The organism is Sinanaerobacter chloroacetimidivorans, from assembly GCF_018128545.1.
GTDB classification, from domain to species: Bacteria; Bacillota; Clostridia; order Peptostreptococcales; family Anaerovoracaceae; genus Sinanaerobacter; species Sinanaerobacter chloroacetimidivorans.
On sequence record NZ_JAGSND010000002.1, the window covers coordinates 53,482 to 79,674 of the forward strand.

The window sequence follows — 26,193 nt, forward strand, 5'->3', positions numbered from 1 at the left end:
CCTCCAATCTTATCCAAACAAATTTATTTGATAAATTCCGTGTGAATACCACGAGAATCAATCACAAGCTTTATGGCGCGTGCGCCATCCGGGTTTTTGAAATAAGGGAGATAATCCCGCTCATCTGTAAAGAGTAAAGTCATCTGGGGATTCAAGCGCAATAGCGTGTTATAGACTTCCGGGTTCGCACTGTGATAACGCCGATCTGAAGATGCGGTCGTGATTACATGCGTAAGTGGTATTTTACTGATGATTTCTTCGCATACACTGTCCTTTTGCCCATGATGCGGCAATTTGAGAACGTTTACATTTTTGAGCGTTGAAAAATCCTCCAAATTCCATTTATCCGGGCAATTGTCCGCTGCCAGCAACAATTCGGCGTTCCCCGTGCACAGCTTGAGAAGCAGGCTGCTGTCATTTGCGGTACGATCCAGCTCAAGAAGAGCGTCCGTGGGATCATGCGCTGCGAACGACTCGGCAAGCAGCCGCTCAAAGTCTTGCCGCACTGCCGTGGACGGTGCGAGTACAGCAAGCTCTATACCTGACGGCAAGGACAACCGATCTCCAATTTGCAGCACCTCAACCGGAATTGCCTGAAGCTTCGCCGATTCCAGAATACGCATAGTGGCACGGAACGCAGCGGCAAACAGGTGCACACTAGGCGGTGCAGATGCATTGGGAGCCAGTGCCCGAGCTTCTGAAAACAGCGCGGGATCATACGGCAAGCGGATTTCACCCACCGAAAACTGATTAAGAACAGCCTCTAAGCCGCAGACATGATCCTCGTGAATGTGCGATAGGATCAGTAAATCGATATTTGACAGCCCGGCTTGTTTTAAGTATTCTGCCGCGCGTATGCGGTGCGGGAAATGCTCAAACTCCCCTGCCATTGCGCTGCCGCCATCCAGCAGCAGTGAAAATCCATCTGATTGCACTAAAATTGCATCACCATAGCCTACATTGATAAATGTTACTTCCAAGACATCACCTCACCACAGTTCTTTTTTTGTTAAGACTTAAGTAGTCTGACGTATCACCAACTCTACCGGAGTTTGAATCACTTGTTTTTGCGGCGGCGCCCCCTCGATTTGGGCAATCAGCCGCTCTGCCGCAAGGCGGCCCATCGTAGCCTTATCTACACGCACTGTAGTCAGTTCAGGCTCCACCAAATGGCTGATTTCGCTGTCATCAAAGCCTGCGATGGCAAGCTCCTTCGGAATGCACAGTCCAGCACGCAGTGCCGCCTTCATTGTTCCAACGGCTATTGTATCATTGGTACAAAAAATAGCGGTAGGACGGTCGGGCAAAGACAGCATCATCGACGCGCATTGCATGGCCTGCTCTGCTGTTGGTTCTATCGTCTGCACGAAGCGGAAATCAATCGTCTGCCCGATCTCACGCAGCGCGTCACAGTAGCCGTTGTAACGAGAAGTGCACACGTGAGGTGAAAAAGCGCCCGCAATAAGCCCAATTTTACGGTGCCCCCGCTCGGTCAGATGACGCATGGCAAGCAGAGCGCCCCCATACTGATCAGTAGTAACACACGTCAAATCATCTACATCAAGCGCATTGTTGAGCACCACAACCGGCATATTCTGCCGCCTCAGATCCATCACCATTTGCGCGTCAGATTGCCCGGCAAGAATGATGCCATCCATTTGCTTTTTCACACAGGTCTGTCCGTTCGGCAAACGCAAATCCCGATCGGATGAGATGAAAAGGCTGTAACCCTTGCGAGCACACGTCTGCAGCACACTTTCAAAAATCGGAGAATAAAACGGATTCAGTACCACAGGATACTGCTTTTCATAAATAACAAACCCAATATTGTCCGTACGCCCACGCACCATCGCGCGGGCAATCGCATCCGGCGTGTAATTCAGTGCACGTGCGGCTTCATATACCTTTTGGCGCGTTTTCTCAGTGACCTGATCCGGGCTGGCAAACGCGCGCGACACAGTCGCCTTGGAATATCCACACAGTCTTGAAACATCTAAAATTGTTGCAGCCATATCTTATCGCCCTCCAATGAAAACGTTCTCATTTTTAAGGAAAAGAAAATTCTATAAGTTTCAGATGAATTTTATAAAATCAACTTATAGAACAGTAAAAGCATTCAATAGGAATGCGATCGTTCTCATGATGTTATATTATATATTTTTCTAAATAATGTCAAGTGCATGTTTTCACCAAATCCCTAAAATTATTAAGAATTCCCTAGTTTTGTCACATTACTTCCTCTTAGGACCTATTTGTTCAGGCAAAAATTCCATGGGAATATTTGAGGACTATCTTTAACAACACCATTCCGATATGATTATATATGTGACGGGGGAAACATTAGAATTTCATATATGAGTTATTTCAATTTTATAAACTATGATGATAGTTTCTATATGATTTGGAGGATGTTTATGAAAAAACAATTCATGAAAATGACGTTAGCTGCTGCTTTTATGCTCCTGATGGCTGTACCTGCACATGCTTTGACACTGGATTCCGTTTTAGGCAATCAGTCGGAAAATACAGCGAACACTGCGGTATCCGCGCCATCAACGGAAGGTGTCGGCTCCTATGAGCAACAAGTTATTGATCTGGTAAATAAAGAGAGGGCCGCTGCAGGCTTACCCGCTCTTACATTAAATACAAAGTTAGCAGGAGTTGCCGAGAAAAAAGCGGAAGACTTGAGGGATAAAAATTATTTCTCACATACATCACCAACGTACGGGTCACCCTTTGATATGATGAAGCAGTTTGGCATCACATATAAGGCAGCCGGAGAAAATATTGCCAGGGGTCAGCAGACACCATCTGCAGTAATGAATGGTTGGATGAACTCTCAGGCACATAAAAATAATATTTTAAATAAAAACTTCACTCAAATCGGCGTCGGATATGTAACAGACAGCAATGGCGGTACCTATTGGGTACAGATGTTTATCAGACCTTAATAATATAGTTATACCGGTAGTTTACAAGAGCAGTCCTTAACGGACTGCTTTTTCCTTTTGCCTCTTTCTATTCGTCCCGGATTGCAGGCCATTCATTTTGATTCTCCACTTTTGCCCCTTTCAGCCACTGTAAAAAAGACCCAAAACGTTGTATCGGGAATGACTTAAAGGAAATCATCTTCTCTGTAAATTTCATCTCGGTTCTTGGCAGGGTTCTTGCTCTTTGAATTGCTTTATCGATAAAAAGCTCCTGAATGTTGATTTTGTTGAGCCGATCCGGTTTCCTGCAATAGGATCCGTCCGACTGCATGACTCTGGCCTTTACGGTATCATAAAACATAGAATCAAACATCTCATTGATTTTTTCTTTTATGGACTCCGAATAAATAGGACACGCAACCTCTACCCGCCTATGCATGTTTCTTGTCATAATATCCGCCGATGAAATAAAAAGACGCTGTTCCTTCCCGATTCCGAATCGAAAAATTCTTGAGTGCTCCAAAAATCTGCCTACAATACTGGTAACACTGATGTTTTCCGTTTCACCGGGAATGCCGGGCAAAATACAGCAAATTCCTCTTACCATCAAATGTATCTTCACACCCGAACAGGAGGCATCCCTCAGTTTTTCAATAATATCAATATCCGTAACCGAATTTACCTTCATGGCAATTCTTCCCTCTCCCCCCTTCTCTGTTTCTTCTTCTATCAATTCCATGATTCTTTTTTTCATGTTATTGGGGGCAACCAAAAAGTGAAGGTAATTTCCTGCCAGATTGGAAATCGTCATATGGTGAAAAAAATTAGCAGCATCTTTACCAATTTCCTGGTTGGCAGTAATAAGGGAAAAATCGGTATAGAGTTCGGCAGTCTTTTCATTATAATTTCCGGTTCCGACCTGGGTAATATACATATAATCCCCGTTCGCTTTTCTCGTAATCAGGCAGACTTTGGAATGTACTTTATATTCTCCGAGCCCGTAGATCAACCTGCATCCCGCTTCTTCCAAACGCTCGGACCAGTCAATATTATTCTGCTCATCAAATCTGGCTCTTAATTCAATAAGAACAACCACTTCTTTCCCGTTTTCGGCCGCATTGCAGAGATACTCTACCAGTTTGGCTTTCTGCGCCAATCGATAAATAGTCATTTTGATTGAGACCACACTGCTGTCTTCAGAAGCCTCCCTGATCATTCTAAGAAATGGTTCCATACTATCATAAGGATAGGTCAACAGAATGTCCCCTTTACAAATCTGTACAAACATGCTCTCATAAGGGGAAACCTCCGGAGGAGGCTGGGGTACAAAATGTTTATAATAGAATCTGTTTTTTAACTTATCGTCCAGGAACACTGCGATTTGAGAGTCGAAGTTCATTGATACGGGTGCACTGCATATAAAGATCTGCTCCTTACGTATTCTCAGTTTGCTGCATAATATGTCCTTCAGCCACCCATCGATTTTCTGTTCACATTCCATCCTAATGATCTCCAGATGTCTCCTTTTCTTCAGAAGCTTTTTCATGGCACTTCTGAAATCTTCATTCATTTCTGCATCCTCATCTTCAAGGCTGATATCCGCATTACGGGTAACATAAAAGATAATTTTATCGCGTATGGAGTACATATCAAAGATCAGTTCCGAATACTCACAGATGACCTTTACAGAAGGTACAAAACGAATTTCCTCACCGGGTAGGAATATCAATTCCGGTACGGTATTCGGCACTGGAATTAACCCAAGGAGGTCTTGGTTTTTATTTTGCAGATGCAATGCAATTAGAGGTTTTTTATTTGGAATAAAAGGAAAGGGATGGTGATTGTCCACAATTTGGGGAGAGAGAATCGGCATGATATGCCGTTTAAAATATTCTTTTAGATATCGGTCTTCGTGTTGGGTAAGCTCATTCAGAGCAAGATGCCGAATTCCGTATTCCTTCATCTCTTTTTTGATAGTGAAATAAGTTTTGTCTCTTTGTATATATAAAGGTCTCACCGCTTCATAGATTTTTTTCAATTGTTCTTTCCCTGTCATGCCGGTTTTATTATCAATTGTATCATCTTCTTCACCTGACAAGGCAAATAAGCTTCCTACCCGAATCATAAAAAATTCATCCAGATTATTAGAAAAAATTGAAATAAATTTTAATCTTTCAAAAAGCGGCACTTCCGGATCCTGAGCTTCCTGCAAAACCCGTTCATTAAATTTCAGCCATGACAGTTCTCTGTTTTGCATATAGGGCCGGAGTAATCTGCAATCATTCTTCTCCATTTTCCCACTCAATTACCGTTTTAATCAAATACCCTTCTCTGACTCCGTATTCACTGACGATCATTTTCTCGCATTGATACTGTTTCGAAATGGTTTTTAGTATTGTCATACCCGGTATGATGGTATGGATACGCTCGGGAACCACTCGCAAAACTCTTTCAATTCCATCTTTCTCTTGATAAAAAGACTTTAAAAGTTTTTTAATATGGTTCAGTTCCATACTGCGGTTAGACAGCGGCATATTAAAGTAGTCATTGCTCAGTTTGCAGGCTGCCCTGTTGGTTCCTCCTACTCCGCAAAGAATCGTGGTGGGGACTTCTCCCGGATCAATGGACTCCAATTGTTCACGGATATATTTTTTCATTCTTCGGTATTCTTCTTTTGTAGGCAGCAGACCCGACACAAATCTTACATAAAGATCCAGGGATCCCATGGGAATGGAATATACTTTGCAGATTTTCCTGTCTTTATAAAAAACCAACTCTGTGCTGCCTCCTCCGATATCAACCAAAAGGCCGGAATCTACGTTGACATTGTAGGCGGCTCCAATAAATCCGCAAATGGCTTCTTCTTCACCGGAAATAATGGTGACATCAAGATTAGCGGCTTCTTTTATTGCTCTTACTACCAGTTCCCGGTTCTGTATATTGCGAAAAGAAGCAGTGGCAAATACATAAATATTTTCAACTTCTATATTGTCTATTATTTTTTTGAAGTTTGATAAAACAGTTATGGCTTTCTGAATTCCACGCTCGGTCATACATCCCTTTTCATCGACATAACCGATCAATGAGGACATATTTTTACGGTGGAACATGGGTTTTATATGATTATCCTGAATCGTGTATACGGAAAGTCGTATCGTATTAGAACCAATGTCAATTACTGCGTACATAAGCATACTCCTTCATAAAATGATAAGCCAATCAGCTTTATAATCATTTTATCTGCAGGATGTAAAATTTATATTAACCTTATGTTAAAATATGGATTAAAAAACACAGTTCTTACCGAACTGTGTTATCGAACTATGTTTTTGGGGCTCTATTAAGAATTAAAAAATTAATTGTACAAGAACCATATAAATCACCGTACCGCCCAAAATGCTCAAGAGATTATTTTTTCTCCAAAGGTGAAGAAAGATGACAGCCAAAACGGCAATCCCTTCAGGGATTCCAAAAGGACGGCTGAAAAAGTCTACATTCCGCAAACAGTAGATAATCAGCATTCCCATGACTGCCGGCGGGAGGGCATTTCCAAGGTACGTGATTACCTTCGGTGTCCTGCCGGTTCTGCTGAACAGCAGAAAGGGAGCCGCTCTCAAAGCAAAGGTTATGGACGCGATGACAAATATAATCAGGAGAGAATAGCCAACACTCAAGGTCATGGAATCTGATCCTCCTTTTCATCTTTCCGCTCTACGGTTTTCGGTTCGATCCATTTCCGACCCAACATTAGTGCCAGCAGGATCAGAATCATTGCAGGAATGGCCAGGTTTCCCGGACCAAAGATTGTCAGAGCGGCAATGGTGCAGAAGACTCCAATGAGAGCTGGAATATGGGTGGCATAAGCTTTCCATTGATCCAAGAAAATCACAATAAATAAAGCGGTCATGGCAAAATCCATTCCTTCGGTATTAAAGGTTATGAAGGAACCTGCCAGAGAGCCGATCACGGACCCCAAAATCCAGTAGGATTGGTTCAGCATCGCCACACAGAGGTAAAACTTCTTCCCGTCAACGGATGGAGGGATGTTGATACCGCAAAGAAGAGAATAGGTTTCATCGGTAAGGGCAAAGGCCATATACCACTTTTTCCATCCCATATTGGTGAATTTGTCCAAAAAGGATAAGCCGTAAAAGATATGGCGGATATTGACTACAATTGTCATGATTGCGATCTGAATTAAACCGATACCGCCATAGAAAAAGCTCACCGCAATGAACTGCATGGCCCCGGCATATACAATCAAACTCATAAAAAAAGCCCATAGAAAATGGTACCCTGCATTTTCAAATAGTAATCCAAAGGCGATGCCGATGGACAGATAGCCCAGCATGACCGGGACAGTGACGGGAAACGCCGCTTTTATCGCTTGCTTCATAAACTACTCTCGCTTCTTTTTCTTCTCTGTTAAAATCTTCTAAATTATAGTATACTATAGAGAAAGAGCTTTTTTCAATGTTTTAATTCAAAGGGGATGAATCAAGTGAACAATATTAAAAAAGCAGGCATTGTAACCGGTGCTGTGGTTGGCGGTGTGATTGGGGGCACCATTTCAGTTATCGGCAAAGTGTCTAAGAAGAAATTTATTGATGATTTAGGAGAAAGCGTCGTCGATTCCACCATACTCACCGGAGGAATTGCGGGGGATATCGCCAGCGGAGCAGCTTCCCTGGTATCCGGTAAAATAACGAATACGCCTCAAAAAATCGAGGAAGGAAAAAAAGACCTGAAATCAGCAGGCAACAGAGTCATTCAGAACTTCGTCGGCAATGTGAAAACCGTAGTGAATAACAGCGGTGAAATACTTGAAGGTGTAAAAGAAAGAGACCGTAAAAAAGTAGTCAAGGGAACGAAGAATCTGGCAAAAGTGATAGCAGTAGGTGCAATTACGGTAGGAACGATCAAAATTAAGCCCGAAGCAGATGAAGATACACAAGCAGAAGACGAAGCAGATGAGGATACTAAAGCGGAAGACAAAGCAGATGAGGATACTCAAGCGGAAGACAAAGCAGATGAGGATACTCAAGCGGAAGACAAAACAAAATAAGAACGGCATCTTGAAATAGTCCATTTATCATGCTATTTTAAGATGCCTTTTCAATTTATCGGAACAGCTTATTTTGGTTTCAGTTTGATTGGCTTTCGATCGGTAATTTGCCGGCCGGCTCCCGGCAGCTTTCAGAAACCCAAGCCAGGGTTAATCCGGTCGATATTCTTCCAGCTGCATAGAAAGTTGTTTGGTATTACCGTTTCTGACTATCGTTATTTTTACCGTGTCACCCACCTTATATTTTTCCAGTGCCTGAGTCAGAACGGCGCTGCTGCTGATTTTGGTATCGCCAAGATAGGTAATCAGATCGCCTGCCTGAAAACCGGCTTTTTCCGCATTGGATCCCCCATCTACTTTTTGGATATATACGCCCAGTTGTCTTACCCCATAAAGAAGTGCCTTTTGCGCAGTAGTAAGGTCCAGAAAGGTCATTCCTGCATCAACCCGCCCTTTTACGTAACCATACGCAGCAAGCTCATCGATGACAGCCTTGGCCGCATTGCATGGAATGGCAAATCCCAGCCCCTCCACATCAGAACCTGAGGATTTCGCCACCACGATCCCGATCAATTCTCCTTTATCATTAAACAACCCGCCTCCGGAATTTCCCGGATTAATGGCAGCATCCGTCTGCAGCAAAGTCATGGTCTTTCCGTCAATGACGAGCTCTCTGTCAAGTGCACTGATAATCCCTTCGGTAACGGTACCTCCCAGTTGTCCCAGCGGATTTCCGATGGCTATAGCGGTTTGTCCTACCATGAGGCTGTCCGAATCACCCAGAACTGCGGCCGTTAAGCCGGAAGCGTTAATTTTTAAAAGGGCAACGTCAGTTTTGCCGTCTGTCCCTATTAGCTTCGCCTCGTAAACGGTACCGTTTTTTAATCTTACAGATATTTTCCCGGCTCCGTCTATAACGTGATTATTGGTAGCGATATATCCATCACTGGAAACGATGACTCCACTGCCTGCTCCATTTGTGACATACTGCTGCATCCAGCTGTCTGTGGTTACGGTTTCTGTCGTAATCTCCACTACGGAATTAGCAGTCAGCGCGGCTACTTCCGCTACCGACAGCGTGGCATTCCCGGAAGACGCGGAGGTTAGATACGCTTCATTTTGCTGTGTTAAGAAAAGATTGGCCGCAGTATTTTCTTCAAGCCCTGTTTTGCCCGCATAACTGCTTACCAGCATTCCGCCGGAAAATCCAAGTGCGGAAGATGTGGTTATGCAAAATGACAGGATGATAGCAGCCCCTTTGGCAGTTATTGTATATCTTCTTGATTTTTTCATTGTTGAGCCTCCTTCTTTTTTTCATAAAAAAAGATTATCCTTTTTTATAAGATAATCTTTTTATGTGTAGAAATTTTGAAGGTCTGATGGTTCCTTTCTAAATTTCAGAATTTAAATTCACTCTACCTTTGCAACGGTATAAAGGGAATTTAATACTTCTGAAGCCCCATAAGGGAAAGGCCTCATAATCGTCCAGATGCTGGCTCCTGCAAGGCCATACTCGTTGATCAATCTAAGTTTCGCTTCTATGCTTCTCGCATTTTCAAACCAGACTACATGCTGACGCCCCTGCTCATCAGTATACTCAAAAAAGGGGGATTGAGCGGTTTCGTCAAATTGGATTTCCGCACCATATCTGGCTGCTCTCTCTACAGCCTCTATGTTTGATATATTCTCAGCAGCGGACTCTCCCTGTACAAAAGGAAGGGTCCAATCATACCCGTAATTCGGTATCCCCATCAGGATCTTTTCCGGCGGTATTTGCGTGATGCCGTATTCAATAACCTGGCGTACATTGTTTAGCGGAGCTACAGCCATCGGGGGTCCCATGGTTGCAAAAACACACCGAATTATCGAAATGTCGGGCGTGAATTTAATAAAAAATTCATAAAGATTCATTCATCATGAATGGTCTTACTGTTCCGGAAGATAGCAGCAGGTTTGATATCCTCCGCCTCTTCCCTTGATTTCATACCCTACAAGGATTGGATCAACTTCATATTTAAAATAAATTTTTAACAGGTTTTCCGGGTAAAGAATGACCCTTTCAATCAATTGTCCATATAACTCTCTTGTGGGTTCTTTCTGTGCCAGAATATCCTTTATCTTATTCTCAATCTGCAGTATCGTATCCTCTTCCGCGATCCCCTTCTTTTCCTTTTCTTCCGTCTCTTTCCTTTTCTTCTCCCACCTCAAAAGTTCCTGATTATATTTCTGCTCCATTCGGTTCCTTTCCTCTTTGGTGATTTCTCCTTCCAGCAATAAATCAATCAGTTTCTCTTTCTTGCCTTCAATATGGGCGACTGCAGCTTGAAACCCGGCATCATCCTCCGGCTTTCTCTCTTTGGCCTGAATCGCATGGATTTCCTGAAGCAATTCATTCAGGACGGAAGCATCCAACAGCTCTGCTGATTGTAACGCAAACTGAATACAGGCTGCAAGGGCTTTCTCGTTTATCTGCCGGTTCCTACACTCAGCTTCCTTGCATCTCCAAGCATAATAAGTATTTGTCTTTAATTTTTTCGATCTGATATAAAACCGGGATCCGCACAAACCGCAAAACAGCTTTCCTGAGCACCAGTATGCATTGGAATGCCTTGTTTTCGTCACTGTCATCCCAGAACGCCTTATCCATTCCTGCTGTGCCTGCTCCCAGGTTGCACGGTCAATGATCGGCTGATGATGATCTTTCATAAATACCTGCTCTTCCTGCCCTCTGTTACGTACTGATCTATGGTCCAAATAGTTGGGTGTAAAGGTTTTTTTTTGCAGGAGATCCCCTGCGTATTTTTCATTTTTTAGAATACGGGTAACGGATACCGCACTCCATCTCTTCATTCTTTTTTCTGCCGAGACAGGAACTTTATCCGCTCTTAATTCGTTGGCGATGGTATAGGCACCCTTCCCTTCATGAACAAACTTGCTGAATATGGTCCTTACCACCCGAGCTTCGTCTTCATTTACAAACAATTGTCCTTTACATAGGTCATAGCCGTAAATCGTACCTGCAAATACGAATCCTCGTTCCATTTTTCGCTTCATTCCCCATTTTACGCGCTCAGAAGTTTTTCTGCTTTCCTCCTGAGCAACGGAAGCCATAATAGTTAAGCGGAATTCGCCGTCCGAATCTCTTGTATCGATATGATCATTGATAAAAATAACTCCGATGTTTTCACACCGCAATTTTCGGGTGTAATACAATGCATCCACCGTGTTTCTCGCGAATCTGGATACTTCTTTTGTGATGATCAAATCAATTTTATGCTGGAACGCGTCTGTAATCATCCGGTTAAAACTGTCCCTTTTTTTTGTGTTGGTCCCTGTAATTCCTTCATCTGCATAAACTTCTGCAAGCTCCCAGCCTTCATGTTTGTTGATGTATTCGGTAAAATAACGAATCTGGCTGTCCAGAGAGTTTATCTGGTCTTCTCGGTCTGTAGATACTCTGCAGTAGACTGCCACTCTTAGAGTCATCGATCGGCTCTCCATCAGTTAAAGCGCTTAGTTCGTTTTAGTAATTTAGAATACTGGGCCTGGGTCAGATAGTCCTCTTTGTAGAGCTGCTGAATAATTCCCGTCTTTACCGCATTCCGAAATTCTCTTTTCTCATTCAGCAGTCTTGTCACCTTTTTCGGCTCTTTCATTTTTCCATCCCCTTTTTTTATTCTTACACTAGAATATTCTTCGCTCTGCCTGTTTATGATTATGAAAAAAGCCGAGAACACGTCTATTTCCCAACGTGTTCTCAGCCTTTATACGAAAGTATTATCCTGTACTTTTTATCCGTATCGGAAATACGGTCCTATACTTTTGATCCGCATTGTTTCTACTTGTAACGGCTCTCTAGTACTTCCCCATTCCCTCATCTTCCAGCGAAATTTCCATAGGATCCATTTCCGGGGTCACAGGTCCTTCTATTGTTAATCTGGTTTCCTGTGCCAGCATTTTAGCAGCTTTATTCAATTTAAAGTCATTTACCATACCTTTTAACAACTGGGCCTGTCCCGCCATTTCCTCGCTGGCAGCGGCACTTTCTTCCGCTGTAGCAGAATTGGTCTGTGTAACCCTGGAGATCTGGTTGATGCCGCTGTCAATCTGGGCAATGGCTCCTGCTTGCTGAACAGACGCTTCTGCAATTTTTCCAACGATATCTGCAGCATCGGATACGCTGTTTACAATCTGATGTAAAGCATCCGCAGTATCATTCGCAATTTTACTTCCATCGTCGACCTTTCTGATGGAACTGTCAATTAATACCGTGGTTTCATCCGCAGCTTTTGCGCTTCTGGCAGCCAGACTTCTGACTTCCTCCGCTACAACGGCAAATCCTTTTCCATGTGCCCCTGCCCTCGCTGCCTCTACTGCGGCATTCAGTGCAAGGATATTCGTCTGAAAAGCGATGTCATCAATTACTTTTATGATTTTGGAAATATTCTTTGACGATTCTTTCATGTCATTCATAGCGGTGAGCATCTCCACCATCTGATCATTCCCTCGCTGGGCATCCGATTTCACCCTCATGGACAATTCGTTTGCCAGATTTGCATTGGACGCATTCTGTTTAGTGTTTTCCGCTACTTCGGAAATGGTGGCGCTGATTTCTTCCACTGAGCTTGCCTGCTCTGCCGCACCCTGTGAGAGGGTCTGGCTTGTTGCGGCAATCTGTTCTATACCTGTATCTACCTGCTCCACTGCGGAATTGATTTCTGAAAGGGTGACATTGAAATTTCCAATGATGACATTGATAGAATCCTTGAGTTTGGCAAAATCCCCTAGATAGTCTCTTTCAATTCCACCGGTAAAATCCTTGTCTGCCAAATTGGCCAGCACATCGGAAAGCTCTTCAATATATCCCTGCAAGGTTTTACCCAGATAATTCAAGGCATCTTTCGTTACCGCGTGATCTCCTTTGTAGTCTCCCACAACCCTCTGACTGAGATTTCCTATGGCAATTTGCTGAAGTACATCCGAAACTTCAAGTGCAGGCTTGATGACCGCATCCAGCGTATCATTAACACCTTTCACGATACGGGCAAAATCTCCTTCATGCCGGCTGATATCTGCCCGGACATTCAGTTGACCTTCGATTCCGGCATTCGCGAGCATTCCTGCATCCTCAATGAGCTTTTGAATGGCATCAATACAAATATTTAAATTATTCTTTATAACATTAAAATCTCCATGGTAATGATTGTCCGTAATCTTTTCCGGAAGATCTCCTTTGCTGATTCTTTCAACATATTCCGCTGCAATGTTGAGAGGATGAATCACCGCATCCAGGGTATGGTTAACACCGATAATAATTTTTGCAAAGTCTCCCTCATGCTTGTCAGCCTCGGCTCGAACATCCAATCTTCCTTCTTTTGCCGCTCTGGCAAGCATATCGGCATCGGATACAAGCTGGTCTACCGCATCGATACAGGTGTTGATATTATTTATAATCACATTGAAATCACCCTGATATTCTTCGGTTATCTTTTCAGGGATGTCTCCTTTACTGATTCGCTGGAAATATTCTGCGGCTACAGTCAGCGGATTCACTACTGAATCCAGCGTTTCGTTAACTCCTTGAATGATTTTGGCGAAGTCACCGCAATGTCTTTCCACATCCGCTCTGACATCCAATTTACCTTCAATAGCAGCCCTGGAAAGCATGTCCGCATCGGAAACAAGACTGTTTACGGCCTCAATACAGGTGTTCAGATTATCAATGATCATCTTGAAATCGCCCCGGTACTCTTCTGTAATGAGTTCCGGAATATCGCCTTTGCTGATTTTATCAAAATAATCTGCAGCCATATAGAGCGGATTCACCACAGCATCCATAGTTTCATTGACACCCGCAATGATTTCTCGGAAGCCTCCGTGGAACTGATCTGCTCTTCCTCTGACTGCAAGCTTTCCTTCTACCGCGGATTTTGTTAAGATTTCCGATTCTTCAATGAGCTTTTTCAATTCCGTCACAACTTTTTTCATACTGAAAGACAAAATATCTTTATCCGATTTGGGAGTGATTTCAATCGACAGGTCCCCGTCTGAAATGCGCTGGGCATTTTCTGCTTGTGCCGTAATGTTTTCCACCATCATTCCGAAAGCGGTCATGAGCTGACCCACTTCATCCTTACTGCGGGGTATTATGGTAACATCCGTGTCTCCCAGGGAAAGTTTCGTAGAGGCGTCTCTTAAGAGAATGATTGGCTTGCTGATGATTCTTGAGATTAAGATTCCTAACAGAACAGACAGGAGAAATCCTCCTGCAATGAAAACGCACATCATAAAGATGGATTTTTTAGCGATTTCGTTATTTGACTTTTCCAGATTATCTGCTTCCACATCCTTTAACCGGATCAATTCGTTCAGACTGTCCTGAACTCCTTTAGCAGCAATTCCACCTTTTCCTGCTTCCTTAATCATTGCATAGGCGCCCTGACTGTCGCCGGATATGGCAGTATCGATAGATTCCTGCATTAAAGGTTTCACATTTTCCCAGGCGACGAGATATTTATCAAAGGCGGACTGCATTTTTTCAGATTGAATCGTCTTTTTAAATTTATTATTAAGTACTTCAACTTCCGCAATTCTCTTATTGAAGTTATCCAGCTGTGCCTGCTTCTCTGACGGGTTTGGGTTTAAGATGATTTCTCTCACATTTACCCTCATTTTTTGAAACGCTACATCCACATCTGCCAGATATTGAATCGGTATCATCATCTGGTTATATAAGATGGTATCATTGCCCGAAACCGTATCGATGTTATAGATACCAATTCCACCTACCAGGCAGGCTACGAAGGAGACAAGTACAAATCCAATGATAATTTTAGTGCTGATTTTGCGATTTTTAAACATGACTCTTACCTCTCTGAATATTAAAATGAAAGAAAATTAGATGAAAGCCTCCCTCCTGTAATTTATGTTAGCGCAACATGAAGCTAAGGCCCATGCAGAAACTACTGTTTGCCTGTTTTTTTACTCATTTTTGAATTCGTGAAGCGGATGCTTCCAAATGAAAAAACTCTTTTAGATTGCTGAAACAACATTTCGAGAATGCATGACTGAATGGAAATTCAATTCTTTCACGAAGTCTATTGTGACGAATCGTCAGATTCTATGTCTATTCTAGTAATAATTTGTCAGAATGTCAACCAAATTTTGTTAGACCTATCAAATAAAAAATGTATGAAAAAAACAAAAAAAAAATAAAGGTATTAAATTATTACCTTTTGGGGTCCATAGGTATAACCCCATTCGTAAGTCATCAGTAAAACAAGATTCGCTGCACTTCCTAAACCTTGATAATCGTGGCCTTCATAAAGAAGTCCCGGCTGTTCCGTATAGGTCTTCGGAGCCAAGGCAACCAAGACAATATAACCTGCCGGATTTAACCTGGCTGCAGTTTGGGAAACCAGTTGGACATAGTCATCCCTATCGTCTGCGTAAATAAACTCTAAATCGAAATCTACCCCGTAAAAGTTTTTTGCATCTACCATTGTATAAATGTTATTTACCAAATTGTCTCGAGCTACTGGATCCGTTAGTACCTGATGAGCCAGTTCGCTGCTGAATTTTCCCTCTGCATCCATAGCCGTCAGCACCAAGAGTGTTGCCACACCGTTATTCATAGCCGTCTGCAGCAATTGTTCATCATTCGGATTCGGCGGAATCAGCTCTCCAGCCCTGTTAATGCCATAACTGAAGGATGAAACATAGGTTAAATCCGGAAGCCACTCTTCCAATACCCCCTGTTGGATGAATGGATAGGCATAACCATTTACTAAAATTGATCCGTATTGTGAAGCCCTAATATTGTACCAAGGCATTTTATGTAATCACCTCCCTATCCTAAAGGATATGTCTCCTACAGGTGATTTATAACTGCTTATTCCACCTTCTCCTCATCATAGGATACTTTTACATTCTCATCCATCGTTAAAGACGGCTGCGCCACCGCTGCAAATGCCGTAGCGGACATAAACGCGATAACGAGCAATGCAAAAGTAATTATTTTAAGTGTATTTCCTGTTCTCATTTTCCCCTCCGTAGTTCTTGTAACACCTTTTGTAATAATATAGACGGAGGAAAGAGAGAAAAAGTTCCGAAAAATTTTAAAAACCATAAATTTCCAAGAAAAGAAGCACAGAAGGTTTGCTTATAAAGAAATGCTAAGTTACCAGTGCATTTTAATCGAATTGGTTTGTTTCAACTTGAACGCATAAATGGAAAAGTGCTGATGTTGCTTTCATTTGATCCCGGTTCATATCTGATAAATGTTGCTCTATAGCGGTTATCATAGTTAAAATTTCGTTTTTATCGTTGTAGTCAAAAGAGTACATACTCTCCCGGATTTGTTCAATAGAATATTTTTGGTGGTTCGAATAAAGAGAAAGTTTAAGTGCATATATCGTTAAGATTTGTTTAATATGTTCTGTTGTAAAGATTCGATAGTTATTTTCCGGAGAACGCTTCACAGATATAAGGCCAACCCTGTCCCAATGACGGATCGTAGTGGCAGGTACACCGGTTTCCTGGCTAATATCATTTATAGTCAACTCTTTGCGATTCACATTGATTTGATGACCATTTCTACGAAGGAGACTTTTCGCTATTTTCTCGGCTATCAGTTTTTCCCGATATAAGTCTGCTTGCTTTTTGTTTGCTATCCATAGGGCAGTATCAATTTCTCCTGACATAACCGCCTCAAAGATTTTTGTGATTTCTATCAAACTAAAAGCAGGCAGCATCTCTCTGACGCAGGCGATATATGCGACATGCTCACTGGAAAAAACTCTGTATCCCGCGTGTGAACGAGATACGGGAGGTGTCAGTCCAAGCAGCTCATATTTTCGTATTGTTGCAGTGCTGATTCCAAATTTACGGGAAATATCGACTGGACGCATCATGACGTCTCCTTTCCTGATGGTGACAACATTATAATATAGGTTCAAACTTTTTTCAATATAAATGCGTGATTCCAATGGTTCTATGTCGATAAGGTTTACGTATTGCATTAAGGTAGTATAATGAAGATAAAGGGTTGTTAAGAAAGCAAGGAGGAATTATATGTCTAATATCATAATCAGTGGTGCCAAAGAAGGAAACCTAAAAAATATTTCACTGGAGATACCCCGCGATAAACTGGTTGTTTTTACCGGATTATCAGGCTCCGGAAAATCTACTTTGGCCATTGATGTTATTTTTAATGAATGTCAGAGGCAGTATTTAGAGGCAATAGGCCTTCAGGGAATTCATAAACCCAAAATTGATTTTATTCGCAACGTGTCTCCAGCAATATTAATTACGCAAACAGAATCGAATAAAAACCCACGCTCCACCGTTGGGACACTGACCGACATTTATACAGACCTGCGAATGATCTATGAAAAGCTGGGATTACGGGCTTGTCCCCACTGCCATGAAGTTATATCAGCCGCAGAGTGTAAAGAAGAACTCGAAAAAAAGGATGGGGACTTTACGGTATTTATGTATTGCAGTCAATGCAATTACCGGATGGAAAAACTGACCAGAACGCATTTTTCCTATAATACCAGAGAAGGGGCTTGCAAGACCTGTGAAGGGTTGGGAAAGGTTCTTACAATCAATAAAGATCATGCGGTGCACGAATCTTTATCATTGGAAAACGGTGCGGTGGACTTTTGGGAGCAGAAATATAAAGAATATCAAATTTCGTCCTTATACAATGCCTTCCGTCACTATAACATTCCTATAGAAGATCATACCCCTATCGTGGATTTCAGTGATATTCAAAAATCCATTCTTTATAATGGGGTCGAAAGTGATGATGTAAAGCGAGCATTCCCCGAAATTCAACCACCAAAGACCGTTGCGGCAGGCAGATTTGAGGGTGTTCTACCGACGCTTTGGAGGCGGATGTCCGATAAGGGCGGCGATGCAAAACAACTGAATCATTATTTTGATTTCAACACTTGCCCGGATTGCATGGGAGAGCGGCTGGGAGAACTAAGCCGCAGTGCAACGGTGAAAGAGACACGGCTCCCGGAACTGTCTACACTCACTTTGGAAGAATTATATGGGTGGATACGAAGCCTGGAAAGCTCAATGAGCGATACCGAACACCGTCTCGTCGAAGCGTATTTAGTGGACTTAAAAACAAAAATTCAAAGAATTGTAAACGTAGGTCTGGGATATCTTTCACTTGACCGTCAGACCATTACCCTGTCAGGCGGTGAGATGCAAAGAGTAAAACTCGCTGCTGCTTTGGATTCTGATCTGACTGGGATCATTTATATTATGGACGAGCCAACGATTGGTCTTCATCCCAAAGATACCGAGGGAATGATAGCGATACTCAAAAATCTGCGTGATATGGGCAATACCGTTATCGTGATTGAGCATGACCCTGACGTTATGGTACAAGCCGATTATATCGTGGATATCGGCCCCGGCGCCGGGAAACATGGCGGTGAGATTATCGGTACAGGGACGTTAGCTGATCTGAAAAGGCAAGAGACTTCCGTAACAGGAGCGTACTTGCGGAAAAACAAGCCGGATGAGCCGCAATTGAGAAAAGGAACCGGAGATGTAATCGAAGTTAGAAATGCCAATTTGTATAACTTGAAAAACATTGACGTTCGTTTCCCTGTTGGCTGTCTCGTTTCCGTTACAGGAGTATCCGGTTCCGGAAAATCTACGTTGGTATTTGAAGTGCTCGCAGCGGCAAGAGGTCAAAAGCACACTTCCAGCAATATCGTATCCGGAATCGAGCAATTTGACCAAATTGTCACCATAGAGCAGTCGGCAATCACCCGAATGAAACGTTCCAATGTTGCAACCTATTCGGAGGTATACGCAGAAATCCGCAAAATTTTTGGCGGGTTAAAAGAAGCTCGTGATAAAGGACTTTCCGCCAGACACTTTTCCTTTAATACGCCGGGAGGCCGCTGTGAAAATTGTGAAGGTTTGGGATATGTGACCAGCAATATGCTGTTTTTTGCAAATATTGAAGTAACCTGCCCGGTCTGCGGCGGAAAGCAATTTAATGACGAAGTCTTATCCGTAAAGTACGAAGGGTACACGATAAAAGATATCCTTAAAATGAGTGTTGAAGATGCTCTGTATACCTTTCACGCGTATCCCAAAATCAAGAGAATTCTGTCATTGCTTCAAGACGTGGGGTTAGGCTATCTGGAGCTTGGACAAACATTGACGACGTTATCCGGCGGTGAAGGACAACGCTTAAAATTGGCAAAAGAACTGATTAACAATACCGGCAGGCACAGTTTGTATTTGTTGGACGAGCCCACAACCGGCCTGCATCCGGTAGACGTTGAGAATTTCCTCACGCTCTTGAATCGTATAGTAGATTCAGGGAACTCGGTTATTGTAGTAGAGCACAATCAACAGGTGATTAGAGCCTCCGACTGGATCATAGACCTTGGCCCGGAGGGTGGGGTAAATGGAGGACAAATTATGTTTGAAGGAACTCCTCAAGAATTAAAACACTGTGATCAATCAATAACGGCGAAATATATCGCGCTATAAAGTTGTCATCTATACAACGATCAAAAATAGCCGGAGAACAGCAAAGGCAGACAGCTAAATCTACTGTCTGCCTTACTAAAATCCTATGGTTCAGAATGTGTCCCTATGCACACGGTCATCATTCTCTGCACACTTATTCTTTATCATCGGCTTTTTTATGTCCATATTTTGCTTTCCCTTGAATTTCAGGTACCGGCGGTGCATCATTTTTAGGGATATGCAATTTGTGATTACTTTCCGTACCATGCGGATCTTTAGGATCCGGTCTTCTCATACCTGCTTTTGCCATTGTATTCACCCCTAAACATCATTATTTTTAATAGATTGCTTTTTTGCATTCCTATTTTGGTTCTGATTTTCACGAGTGATCGGCGTCTGATTATTTGCTTTTTCTTTTCTTGCCTGTTTATTATCCGGCTGACTGTCCTTTGTCATTGGCGGCCTCCTCACGATTATTTTATTTAGCTTCCCTATCTAGTATTTCTCTTCCCGGCCGTAATATGCAAGATTCAGCAAGATGCAAAACAAATAGGCGGTATTATTGCAGTTCGATGCTCTGAATCGGTGTCAGGTTTTCATATTGATAGGATGTGATTCGACCATCCTGAATGTAGTAAAGCTCATCACCTATATAGAGAACTCGTCTTGCATAAGGAACATATTTCCCAAATGTCTCCATGGGTTTGAAGTCTAAAAATCCTTTTAATGCTACTTTTTTATCATCATAGCCTATAATAGCGGCACCCTGCTTATACTCGCCTGTTTTCTGCAATCCGGAGACCGTGGCTTCAAACGCTATATTTTTTCGGCTTTGATCCACCATAACCGCTTTATGGTTGTAGAAGGCCTCCGTATAGCTTCCCGAGTCTCCCAAAACCAGTTTAGAAATCTCTTTCGGCTTGTTTGGTTCCGATACGTCAAACAAGGATAATTTGATTCCTCCCTGCTGGTTTCCGATAACTACATCTTTGCCGTTTTCATCTTTTCTGTAAATCTCATAGGTTTCTGCTCCGATTCCCAAAAGCAAATCCTCCCCAACCGGGTGCAGGTAATTGCTGAACCCCGGAATCTTCAGCTCTCCGGTAAGCTTCGGCGATGTCGGGTCGGAAAGATCAAAAACAAAGAGCGGATCCATATTTCGGAAGGTTACGACATACCCCCGGTCTCCCATAAATCGGACTGAATAAATTCTCTCATTTTCGGCCAGCCCCGCTATCGATCCGCATACATTCATGGAACCGTCTAATATATACAAACCGTTATCGTTATTCCAGTCAGTGGTTGCCACGCGAAGATGCTGGTCATACTCATCCATGGAAAATTGATTTAACAGAGTTCCCTTTACCTTCCCCGACCCGGCATATCCTACCTTTGTACCATTTATTTGAAGCTTTGTTATGGTAGTTCCGTCATAAGCATTGGATGCCAGATAGAGAGCATGATCATTCATATACGTAATAGAACCCCAGGCTGCCACAGCCTCCACTTCTGTCTTTTCCTGGTTCTGAATATCTAAAGCGGAAACTACAATATATCCTGGAGAAGGCATGGAGGGCAGAATCATCACATCGTCAAGCTTCATGCTGACAGGTTCTGTTCCCGTTACCGTATCCCGCATCATGGGCAGCAGGATATCCCCATAGAGGCTGGTATTGGTGATCATATATACAACATCTTCCTGTTTCCGGCTGGTTTGATAGAGACCTTCCATTTCATGCCCTTTTACAAATACAGGGCGTTTTGGATCTGATATATCATAAACATCGATAAAGCTATAATTTTGGGATCGATAAAATGGGGGCATCATCCGTAAGGAATCCTCTTTCACGGAATATGGCAACATATCCGGATAAATCTGCATAGGCTCCGATCGATTCCCCAGCAATATCAGCCTGTCTTTATCAACATAAATTTCCTGGATATATTTACTCTCAGCCATTCTGATCATGGCATCGTCACTGAGCTTCCCCCGGTCTGCTCCTACAATGCGGATGGCATTCCCTCCGGCTATATAGAGATATTTGCCGTCGGTTTTCACGATGTCTGCCTCATCTACTCCTTCCACCTGGGTGTTTGTTGCAGAATATTGGCTTCCCTGATCTGCAGTATTCATTGACGGAGCAGCTTCCTTTGCCTCTGCCATATCATTTTGAGCCGTGCTTATTTCAGACTCACTGGTAAAGGTTAGCTGGCTGCCATGCAGCGCAATCTTTAATTCTTTCAAATTCGGTGCTTTTATCGCTGTACCGATTTTCGACTTGACCGCAGCCACCAGCTCCTTGTTTCCTTGCAGATCAATCTCCTTTTCAGCAATGGCGATAACCCTGTCATAATAGGACACCTTGAGATTCAATATATCTTCACAGATAACCCGTATCGGAACCATGGTTCGCTGGTTTAAAATTACGGTTTTGGAATCCATGGCAACAGCTTTCCGGTTTCCGCCCTCTACGACATAATACTGCTTCTGATTGATCGGAAAGGCATACTGCTTTCCATGGATCTCGAGGATTGCTTCCCGTGTATCCGCTTGATAAGCAACCTTGGCCTGAAAATATTCCGAAAGGGCCCTTAGGGGCAGCAGCGTGTGTGATTGCACTACAGTAGCAGCCACATCCGGATTCTCCGAATCAAGTGTTTTTATTTCTCCCTGATCCAGCAGCAAAGGGCTTCCAACATGAAGAAAGATTGCCTGATCCGTCGTTTGTGCCCCATTCGATGCGAAAGCTAAGATGCTTCCCAGCAGCAGAAATATAAGCAAAACAGCCAAGGAGGTATACATGGTCTTTTTCATCATTTTTTCGTACTCCTTTCAAATATTCATAAGTAGAGCCTGCTTCATCCAGCCGCTGCAGCTCTAATTATTTCTCCGTTTATTCCAAAGTTAACCAACTACCATATAAGACGTAAGGAGCTTCCACAAAGTTCCATCCTTCAAAGGCGCATGAAATATATTTGTAACTTGACCTTTGCAGTGCAGTTCGATACGATAGCATCATTCAAAGGCGAAACTGCAGCGAAACAAAAAATGAAGTTCGTATTACCAAAGCCATCAAATTGTATGGAGAGAAGGAGGGTATCATGAAGAAGCGGATCCTGCTATTCTTGATAATAGCACTTGTATTTACCGGATGCGTGAAGCAAAAGGACGATGTGTCTGTAAACGAAAAGCAATTACAGGAGTTCCAAAATCTGATTGCGCAGACGGATGAACCATTTAAAGTGAAAGATTATTTGGATCATGAAATTCAAAATGCCGGCCTCAAAACAGCCGACGCGTTGGTTTTGGAATATTTGAATTATATGGAATCGCTTATGTATAATGGTTTCCCCGGATATGAGAAGCAGATGCAGAGTCTGAAAGACTATTTCGATTATGATACCTGGACGATAGATGAAAGCTCCATACAGGATTCAGATACTATGAAAGTCTATCAAACCTTTAAGAATGCCGGTTTTAAGTTTATCCATGTAGAAGGCTTTATTACTGCAATCATTGACTATCATTTTCTTGAAGCCTATACCGAAATGGTATCTCCTGAAATTTCAGATTACAGCAAATTTATGATTTTGGATTCCGAGGAGCCTTGGGCTATCGATGCCGGAATCATCATTCCGCTTACAGATTTGGCCGACCGAATTGCAATGGCTGAACAATACATACATACGTACCCCGAATCCATATTGAAGGATAAAGTCATCCGTCAATACAATTTTTATCTGCGGGCTTTCCTGGGAGGTCTGGATAATACCCCTTTGGTTCTCTATGACACCAATAAAGTAGATCCGGGATTCGTGGAAGCTTTTGATTATTTTATTGCAACATACCCTGATCTTGATACTGCCGTAACAGTGAAAACGTTTCGTGCCGAATTAGAGTCGAAGCACTTTAAAGCACCGTATACCTACAACGAATCGGATAAAAGAATGGCTTTTATGAAACATGTAGATGAGCTTGTATCAGAAATGACAAACAAGTTTTAAATGAGCTTCTTACTCCATGAGGTTTTCCCAGGAAGAGAAATTCTCCTTTTGTTGTTTTGCCTTTTTATTTTTATACATGATGCTGTCTACATGATGCAGAAATTGTTCGATGCTGGAAAACTTTGAGCTGTAAAGATCCGCTCCAAAGCTGCAATCCAACAGATATTTTTGGTCGGCATTCTTGCCGAAATTCTGAAAAGAAAGCTGAATCGCTTTGATTCTTTGCTTTAGTACTTCAACTTTATCACAATTTACAATGATCAGGAATTCATCTCCGCCAAATCGAATCAAAATATCGGATTTGCTGATTGCTGCTTTAATCAGTTCCACAGAGGTTTTGATTGCCGAATCACCCTCGCAATGTCCAAATTCATCGTTGATTCTTTTTAAGCCGTCCAAGTCAATAAAGATTACACCGAATCGGTCTTTTTCCTGATACTTTATTCTTTGGGATATGTAATAATCAAAGGAACCTCTTGTCCACGCGCCTGTTAATTCATCCAGATGAATCATCCTTTGCTGGAGAAAATTATATACCACTACCAGAGAAAAGGCCGTACTGCTCCACATTAAGAGGACCCCATAAAAGAGCGTTTGGAGTATCCCCCCGACCATGGGCAATATCCCCAGAATCACCATCGGAAAAAACTCATGTTTTATAAAATGTTTTCTGTGCTTTATGACCAGCCCTAGACAATATACGATATAGAAGTAAATGATAACTGCCGAAAGAATGAATAAAGATCCCCGATGATAAACATTATTCGAGGGGTCAATACTGAATACAAATCCATAAAAAGGTGATAGTACGGAGATCACCGCATTCACTAAAACCGGAAGAATCAAAAAGGACTTAAAACTTAAATAGGATGCTTTTTCCGGAAGAATCCAGCTATAGATGAAGCGATACCAGAAATAGGTCAAGATGGGAGCTCCGACAAATAAGCAGATGTGTAAAATATTGGATATCACGTAACTCCAAGTCCCCGGTTTTCCATTTATCATACAAGTGGCAGTTTCGAAAAAAAGTTCTACCACAATGATCAAGGAAACTCGCAGAAAGACTTTATTCATCTCTTCTTCACGATCAAGACGATGATAGGCCAGAAATATTACAATTCCAAGCAAAATCATTGCTATCACATTCGTGTCAATTCTCAAAAAAAGGTTCATGCAATTCACCCAGTACTCTTATCCCCAACAATCCAATCGTAACGGAAAGGTTATCCCTTTCTAACATTTTATCTACTAAATCGACGGCTGTCAACAGGAGCACCGGGTATACATGTCCGGCAAATTTTACTACTTTGCTGCGGCGGTTAAGAGTGTACTTCCGATAATATCATCAACGGATGCCCCTCTGGACAAATCACTAACCGGAAATCGAAAACCCTGCAATATGGGTCCGTAGCATTTTGCACCGGCCATCTGCTGCACTAATTTCGAAGAAATATTGCAGGCATTTAAATCCGGAAAGATTAAAATGTTTGCAAAACCTGCCACCTGACCAGCCCCGCCGGTTTTTTTCTTACCGATTGCCGGATTGATCGCTGCATCCGCCTGAAGCTCTCCGTCGAAAAGAAAATCGCAATTTCTTTGTTTCAAGAGTTCTACGGCGTTCTGTATTTTTGTAACGCAAGGGTGGTCGCCGCTTCCCTTCGTAGAAAATGAAAGAAGAGCTGCTTTTGGCTCCCATCCCAGAAGTGTCCGGGCACTATGAGCCGTAGTGCAGGCAATGTCAGCCAATTCCGCAGCATTGGGGTCAGGGTTCATGGAGGGGTCGGAAAAAATGATCATGTTTCCCTGAGCACCTTCCCAATTTGGAATCTCCAGCAAATAAAAACTGGACGGGACACTGATGTTTTCCTGTAGTCCAAAGATTAATTCGCTGGCCATAATGACCTCTTCCGTCGGATGATCAATTCCTGCTACCATGCCCATAGCAGCTCCTTCTTTTACCATCATGGCCGCAAAGTACAGCGGCTGGGAGATAATGCGCTTTCCTGCAGCTTCCGGCATCTTGCGTTCTTCGCAATATTTGCCGATATAATCGGGCAGCAATTCATTCTTTACCGGGTCAATGATGACCAGGTCTTTCGTAACCAGTTCTTTCACAGCCAGGCCTTTCGCAGCCAGGTCTTTTATCGTGTCTTTCATTACAGGGTCGTTTTTTAAAAGCAGATCCTTCATGATTTCCTTTATTCTTTGAACGGAGCCGATCAAAATGGGATCCGCCAGACCTTCCTTCTGCATTTTTACAGCGGCTTGAATAATTGCAGGGTTTTCCCCCTCTGGAAAAACAATGGTCTTTACATTCTTCTTCGCTTCAGCTTTTAAGCGGCTTACCAGATCCATAGAAAGCTCCTTTCCTTCTGTAAAATGAGACGGGCACGGAACCATCCCTGCCCATCCCAATCTTCACTTTACTACCTTACTATGCAGAGCTTATAGCTTGCTATTTACCAGTTGAATCACTTCTTCAACGGTTTTCGGCATACGGATTTCAAAGTTGTTCAAGGAAATTTTAAATTTATCACACAGCAGCGCAGCCAGCTCAATTCTGCTCATTGATTTCAATATTAAATCTTCTGCAAGCCTTGTTTCCGGGCAAAGCTCTTCCGTATTTTTTCTGGCTACCTGTGCAACAATCTCCATTACCTCTTGATCGATTTTCGTCATGAT

At 42.6% G+C, this 26,193-nt stretch carries 24 protein-coding genes; 4 read left to right on the forward strand and 20 right to left on the reverse strand.

Annotated features, from left to right (window positions below):
* Window positions 1-23 precede the first annotated feature (23 nt).
* Entirely contained in the window at window positions 24-980 is a 957-nt protein-coding gene (locus KCX82_RS03255; RefSeq protein WP_227017016.1) for a ComEC/Rec2 family competence protein, read from the reverse strand.
* Between the two features lie 36 nt (window positions 981-1,016).
* Window positions 1,017-2,012 carry a LacI family DNA-binding transcriptional regulator gene (locus KCX82_RS03260; RefSeq protein ID WP_227017017.1) on the reverse strand — a complete coding sequence of 332 codons (996 nt, stop codon included), beginning with the start codon at window positions 2,010-2,012 and terminating at the stop codon, window positions 1,017-1,019.
* Window positions 2,013-2,414: 402 nt separating this feature from the next.
* Between KCX82_RS03260 and KCX82_RS03265 the strand changes: the two genes are divergently transcribed.
* Window positions 2,415-2,951: a CAP domain-containing protein gene (locus tag KCX82_RS03265; protein ID WP_405127663.1), complete on the forward strand. Its 537-nt coding sequence runs from the start codon at window positions 2,415-2,417 to the stop codon at window positions 2,949-2,951.
* A 67-nt stretch (window positions 2,952-3,018) separates the two neighbouring features.
* On the opposite strand, the gene ppk1 is transcribed toward KCX82_RS03265, so the two are convergent.
* The 4 genes from ppk1 to KCX82_RS03285 all read right to left on the reverse strand — a co-directional run bounded on the left by ppk1 (window position 3,019) and on the right by KCX82_RS03285 (window position 7,326).
* The gene (gene ppk1 / locus KCX82_RS03270; RefSeq protein ID WP_227017018.1) at window positions 3,019-5,223 is read right to left on the reverse strand and encodes a polyphosphate kinase 1; all 2,205 of its coding nucleotides are present in this window, start codon (window positions 5,221-5,223) and stop codon (window positions 3,019-3,021) included.
* Window positions 5,210-6,118 (reverse strand): Ppx/GppA phosphatase family protein, encoded by a 909-nt coding sequence (locus KCX82_RS03275; protein ID WP_227017019.1) that lies wholly within the window; start codon window positions 6,116-6,118, stop codon window positions 5,210-5,212. The genes ppk1 and KCX82_RS03275 overlap by 14 nt, the downstream gene beginning before the upstream one ends.
* Window positions 6,119-6,277: 159 nt before the next feature.
* Window positions 6,278-6,610 carry a branched-chain amino acid transporter permease gene (locus tag KCX82_RS03280; RefSeq protein WP_227017020.1) on the reverse strand — a complete coding sequence of 111 codons (333 nt, stop codon included), beginning with the start codon at window positions 6,608-6,610 and terminating at the stop codon, window positions 6,278-6,280.
* Window positions 6,607-7,326: an AzlC family ABC transporter permease gene (locus KCX82_RS03285; RefSeq protein WP_227017021.1), complete on the reverse strand. Its 720-nt coding sequence runs from the start codon at window positions 7,324-7,326 to the stop codon at window positions 6,607-6,609. The genes KCX82_RS03280 and KCX82_RS03285 overlap by 4 nt, the downstream gene beginning before the upstream one ends.
* A 105-nt stretch (window positions 7,327-7,431) precedes the next feature.
* Here KCX82_RS03285 and KCX82_RS03290 point away from each other — a divergent pair, with 105 nt between their 5' ends.
* Entirely contained in the window at window positions 7,432-7,995 is a 564-nt protein-coding gene (locus tag KCX82_RS03290; protein WP_227017022.1) for a hypothetical protein, read from the forward strand.
* A gap of 150 nt (window positions 7,996-8,145) precedes the next feature.
* Here the strand turns inward: KCX82_RS03290 and KCX82_RS03295 are convergent, their stop codons facing one another.
* The 8 genes from KCX82_RS03295 to KCX82_RS03330 form a co-directional block, all read right to left on the reverse strand.
* Complete coding sequence (locus KCX82_RS03295) at window positions 8,146-9,288, reverse strand: S1C family serine protease (protein ID WP_227017023.1); 1,143 nt, start codon at window positions 9,286-9,288, stop codon at window positions 8,146-8,148.
* A 117-nt stretch (window positions 9,289-9,405) separates the two neighbouring features.
* Window positions 9,406-9,906 carry a glycosyl hydrolase family 18 protein gene (locus KCX82_RS03300; protein WP_227017024.1) on the reverse strand — a complete coding sequence of 167 codons (501 nt, stop codon included), beginning with the start codon at window positions 9,904-9,906 and terminating at the stop codon, window positions 9,406-9,408.
* A 15-nt stretch (window positions 9,907-9,921) separates the two neighbouring features.
* Window positions 9,922-11,481: a recombinase family protein gene (locus KCX82_RS03305; protein WP_227017025.1), complete on the reverse strand. Its 1,560-nt coding sequence runs from the start codon at window positions 11,479-11,481 to the stop codon at window positions 9,922-9,924.
* 14 nt (window positions 11,482-11,495) lie between these two features.
* Window positions 11,496-11,651, reverse strand: a complete 156-nt coding sequence (locus tag KCX82_RS03310; protein WP_227017026.1) for a hypothetical protein — start codon at window positions 11,649-11,651, stop codon at window positions 11,496-11,498.
* A gap of 199 nt (window positions 11,652-11,850) precedes the next feature.
* A complete protein-coding gene (locus tag KCX82_RS03315; RefSeq protein WP_227017027.1) occupies window positions 11,851-14,856 on the reverse strand; it encodes a methyl-accepting chemotaxis protein in 3,006 nt (1,001 codons plus the stop codon).
* 359 nt (window positions 14,857-15,215) lie between these two features.
* On the reverse strand, window positions 15,216-15,827 hold the full coding sequence (locus KCX82_RS03320) for a glycosyl hydrolase family 18 protein (RefSeq protein WP_227017028.1): 612 nt from the start codon (window positions 15,825-15,827) through the stop codon (window positions 15,216-15,218).
* 59 nt (window positions 15,828-15,886) lie between these two features.
* Window positions 15,887-16,036 carry a hypothetical protein gene (locus KCX82_RS03325; RefSeq protein WP_227017029.1) on the reverse strand — a complete coding sequence of 50 codons (150 nt, stop codon included), beginning with the start codon at window positions 16,034-16,036 and terminating at the stop codon, window positions 15,887-15,889.
* Between the two features lie 151 nt (window positions 16,037-16,187).
* Window positions 16,188-16,904: a MerR family transcriptional regulator gene (locus tag KCX82_RS03330; protein ID WP_227017030.1), complete on the reverse strand. Its 717-nt coding sequence runs from the start codon at window positions 16,902-16,904 to the stop codon at window positions 16,188-16,190.
* A 163-nt stretch (window positions 16,905-17,067) separates the two neighbouring features.
* On the opposite strand from KCX82_RS03330, the gene KCX82_RS03335 reads away from it, so the two are divergent.
* Window positions 17,068-19,527 carry an ATP-binding cassette domain-containing protein gene (locus KCX82_RS03335; RefSeq protein ID WP_227017031.1) on the forward strand — a complete coding sequence of 820 codons (2,460 nt, stop codon included), beginning with the start codon at window positions 17,068-17,070 and terminating at the stop codon, window positions 19,525-19,527.
* A 133-nt stretch (window positions 19,528-19,660) separates the two neighbouring features.
* Here KCX82_RS03335 and KCX82_RS03340 read toward each other — a convergent pair whose 3' ends face one another.
* The 3 genes from KCX82_RS03340 to KCX82_RS03345 all read right to left on the reverse strand — a co-directional run bounded on the left by KCX82_RS03340 (window position 19,661) and on the right by KCX82_RS03345 (window position 22,324).
* Window positions 19,661-19,816: a hypothetical protein gene (locus tag KCX82_RS03340; protein ID WP_227017032.1), complete on the reverse strand. Its 156-nt coding sequence runs from the start codon at window positions 19,814-19,816 to the stop codon at window positions 19,661-19,663.
* Window positions 19,817-19,827: 11 nt separating this feature from the next.
* Complete coding sequence (locus KCX82_RS22895; protein ID WP_264373182.1) at window positions 19,828-19,962, reverse strand: hypothetical protein; 135 nt, start codon at window positions 19,960-19,962, stop codon at window positions 19,828-19,830.
* Window positions 19,963-20,065: 103 nt separating this feature from the next.
* The gene (locus KCX82_RS03345) at window positions 20,066-22,324 is read right to left on the reverse strand and encodes a beta-propeller domain-containing protein (protein WP_227017033.1); all 2,259 of its coding nucleotides are present in this window, start codon (window positions 22,322-22,324) and stop codon (window positions 20,066-20,068) included.
* A 284-nt stretch (window positions 22,325-22,608) separates the two neighbouring features.
* Here KCX82_RS03345 and KCX82_RS03350 point away from each other — a divergent pair, with 284 nt between their 5' ends.
* Window positions 22,609-23,511 (forward strand): hypothetical protein, encoded by a 903-nt coding sequence (locus tag KCX82_RS03350; RefSeq protein ID WP_227017034.1) that lies wholly within the window; start codon window positions 22,609-22,611, stop codon window positions 23,509-23,511.
* A gap of 9 nt (window positions 23,512-23,520) precedes the next feature.
* Here KCX82_RS03350 and KCX82_RS03355 read toward each other — a convergent pair whose 3' ends face one another.
* The 3 genes from KCX82_RS03355 to KCX82_RS03365 form a co-directional block, all read right to left on the reverse strand.
* Window positions 23,521-24,684: a GGDEF domain-containing protein gene (locus tag KCX82_RS03355; RefSeq protein ID WP_227017035.1), complete on the reverse strand. Its 1,164-nt coding sequence runs from the start codon at window positions 24,682-24,684 to the stop codon at window positions 23,521-23,523.
* Between the two features lie 129 nt (window positions 24,685-24,813).
* On the reverse strand, window positions 24,814-25,866 hold the full coding sequence (locus KCX82_RS03360) for a phosphate acyltransferase (protein WP_227017036.1): 1,053 nt from the start codon (window positions 25,864-25,866) through the stop codon (window positions 24,814-24,816).
* 90 nt (window positions 25,867-25,956) lie between these two features.
* The gene (locus KCX82_RS03365) at window positions 25,957-26,190 is read right to left on the reverse strand and encodes an acyl carrier protein (RefSeq protein WP_227017037.1); all 234 of its coding nucleotides are present in this window, start codon (window positions 26,188-26,190) and stop codon (window positions 25,957-25,959) included.
* Between the last annotated feature and the right edge of the window lie 3 nt (window positions 26,191-26,193).

Bases quoted from the DNA above. Each gene is read 5' to 3' on its own strand.
- KCX82_RS03320 (WP_227017028.1), bottom strand. From the start codon at position 15,827: ATGCCTTGGTACAATATTAGGGCTTCACAATACGGATCAATTTTAGTA.
- KCX82_RS03315 (WP_227017027.1), bottom strand. From the start codon at position 14,856: ATGTTTAAAAATCGCAAAATCAGCACTAAAATTATCATTGGATTTGTA.
- KCX82_RS03285 (WP_227017021.1), bottom strand. From the start codon at position 7,326: ATGAAGCAAGCGATAAAAGCGGCGTTTCCCGTCACTGTCCCGGTCATG.
- KCX82_RS03305 (WP_227017025.1), bottom strand. From the start codon at position 11,481: ATGACTCTAAGAGTGGCAGTCTACTGCAGAGTATCTACAGACCGAGAA.
- KCX82_RS03275 (WP_227017019.1), bottom strand. From the start codon at position 6,118: ATGTACGCAGTAATTGACATTGGTTCTAATACGATACGACTTTCCGTA.
- KCX82_RS03325 (WP_227017029.1), bottom strand. From the start codon at position 16,036: ATGAGAACAGGAAATACACTTAAAATAATTACTTTTGCATTGCTCGTT.
- KCX82_RS03280 (WP_227017020.1), bottom strand. From the start codon at position 6,610: ATGACCTTGAGTGTTGGCTATTCTCTCCTGATTATATTTGTCATCGCG.
- KCX82_RS03340 (WP_227017032.1), bottom strand. From the start codon at position 19,816: ATGGCAAAAGCAGGTATGAGAAGACCGGATCCTAAAGATCCGCATGGT.
- KCX82_RS03345 (WP_227017033.1), bottom strand. From the start codon at position 22,324: ATGATGAAAAAGACCATGTATACCTCCTTGGCTGTTTTGCTTATATTT.
- KCX82_RS22895 (WP_264373182.1), bottom strand. From the start codon at position 19,962: ATGACAAAGGACAGTCAGCCGGATAATAAACAGGCAAGAAAAGAAAAA.
- ppk1 (WP_227017018.1), bottom strand. From the start codon at position 5,223: ATGGAGAAGAATGATTGCAGATTACTCCGGCCCTATATGCAAAACAGA.
- KCX82_RS03310 (WP_227017026.1), bottom strand. From the start codon at position 11,651: ATGAAAGAGCCGAAAAAGGTGACAAGACTGCTGAATGAGAAAAGAGAA.
- KCX82_RS03265 (WP_405127663.1), top strand. From the start codon at position 2,415: ATGAAAAAACAATTCATGAAAATGACGTTAGCTGCTGCTTTTATGCTC.
- KCX82_RS03330 (WP_227017030.1), bottom strand. From the start codon at position 16,904: ATGCGTCCAGTCGATATTTCCCGTAAATTTGGAATCAGCACTGCAACA.
- KCX82_RS03365 (WP_227017037.1), bottom strand. From the start codon at position 26,190: ATGACGAAAATCGATCAAGAGGTAATGGAGATTGTTGCACAGGTAGCC.
- KCX82_RS03355 (WP_227017035.1), bottom strand. From the start codon at position 24,684: ATGAACCTTTTTTTGAGAATTGACACGAATGTGATAGCAATGATTTTG.
- KCX82_RS03350 (WP_227017034.1), top strand. From the start codon at position 22,609: ATGAAGAAGCGGATCCTGCTATTCTTGATAATAGCACTTGTATTTACC.
- KCX82_RS03295 (WP_227017023.1), bottom strand. From the start codon at position 9,288: ATGAAAAAATCAAGAAGATATACAATAACTGCCAAAGGGGCTGCTATC.
- KCX82_RS03360 (WP_227017036.1), bottom strand. From the start codon at position 25,866: ATGGATCTGGTAAGCCGCTTAAAAGCTGAAGCGAAGAAGAATGTAAAG.
- KCX82_RS03260 (WP_227017017.1), bottom strand. From the start codon at position 2,012: ATGGCTGCAACAATTTTAGATGTTTCAAGACTGTGTGGATATTCCAAG.
- KCX82_RS03300 (WP_227017024.1), bottom strand. From the start codon at position 9,906: ATGAATCTTTATGAATTTTTTATTAAATTCACGCCCGACATTTCGATA.
- KCX82_RS03335 (WP_227017031.1), top strand. From the start codon at position 17,068: ATGTCTAATATCATAATCAGTGGTGCCAAAGAAGGAAACCTAAAAAAT.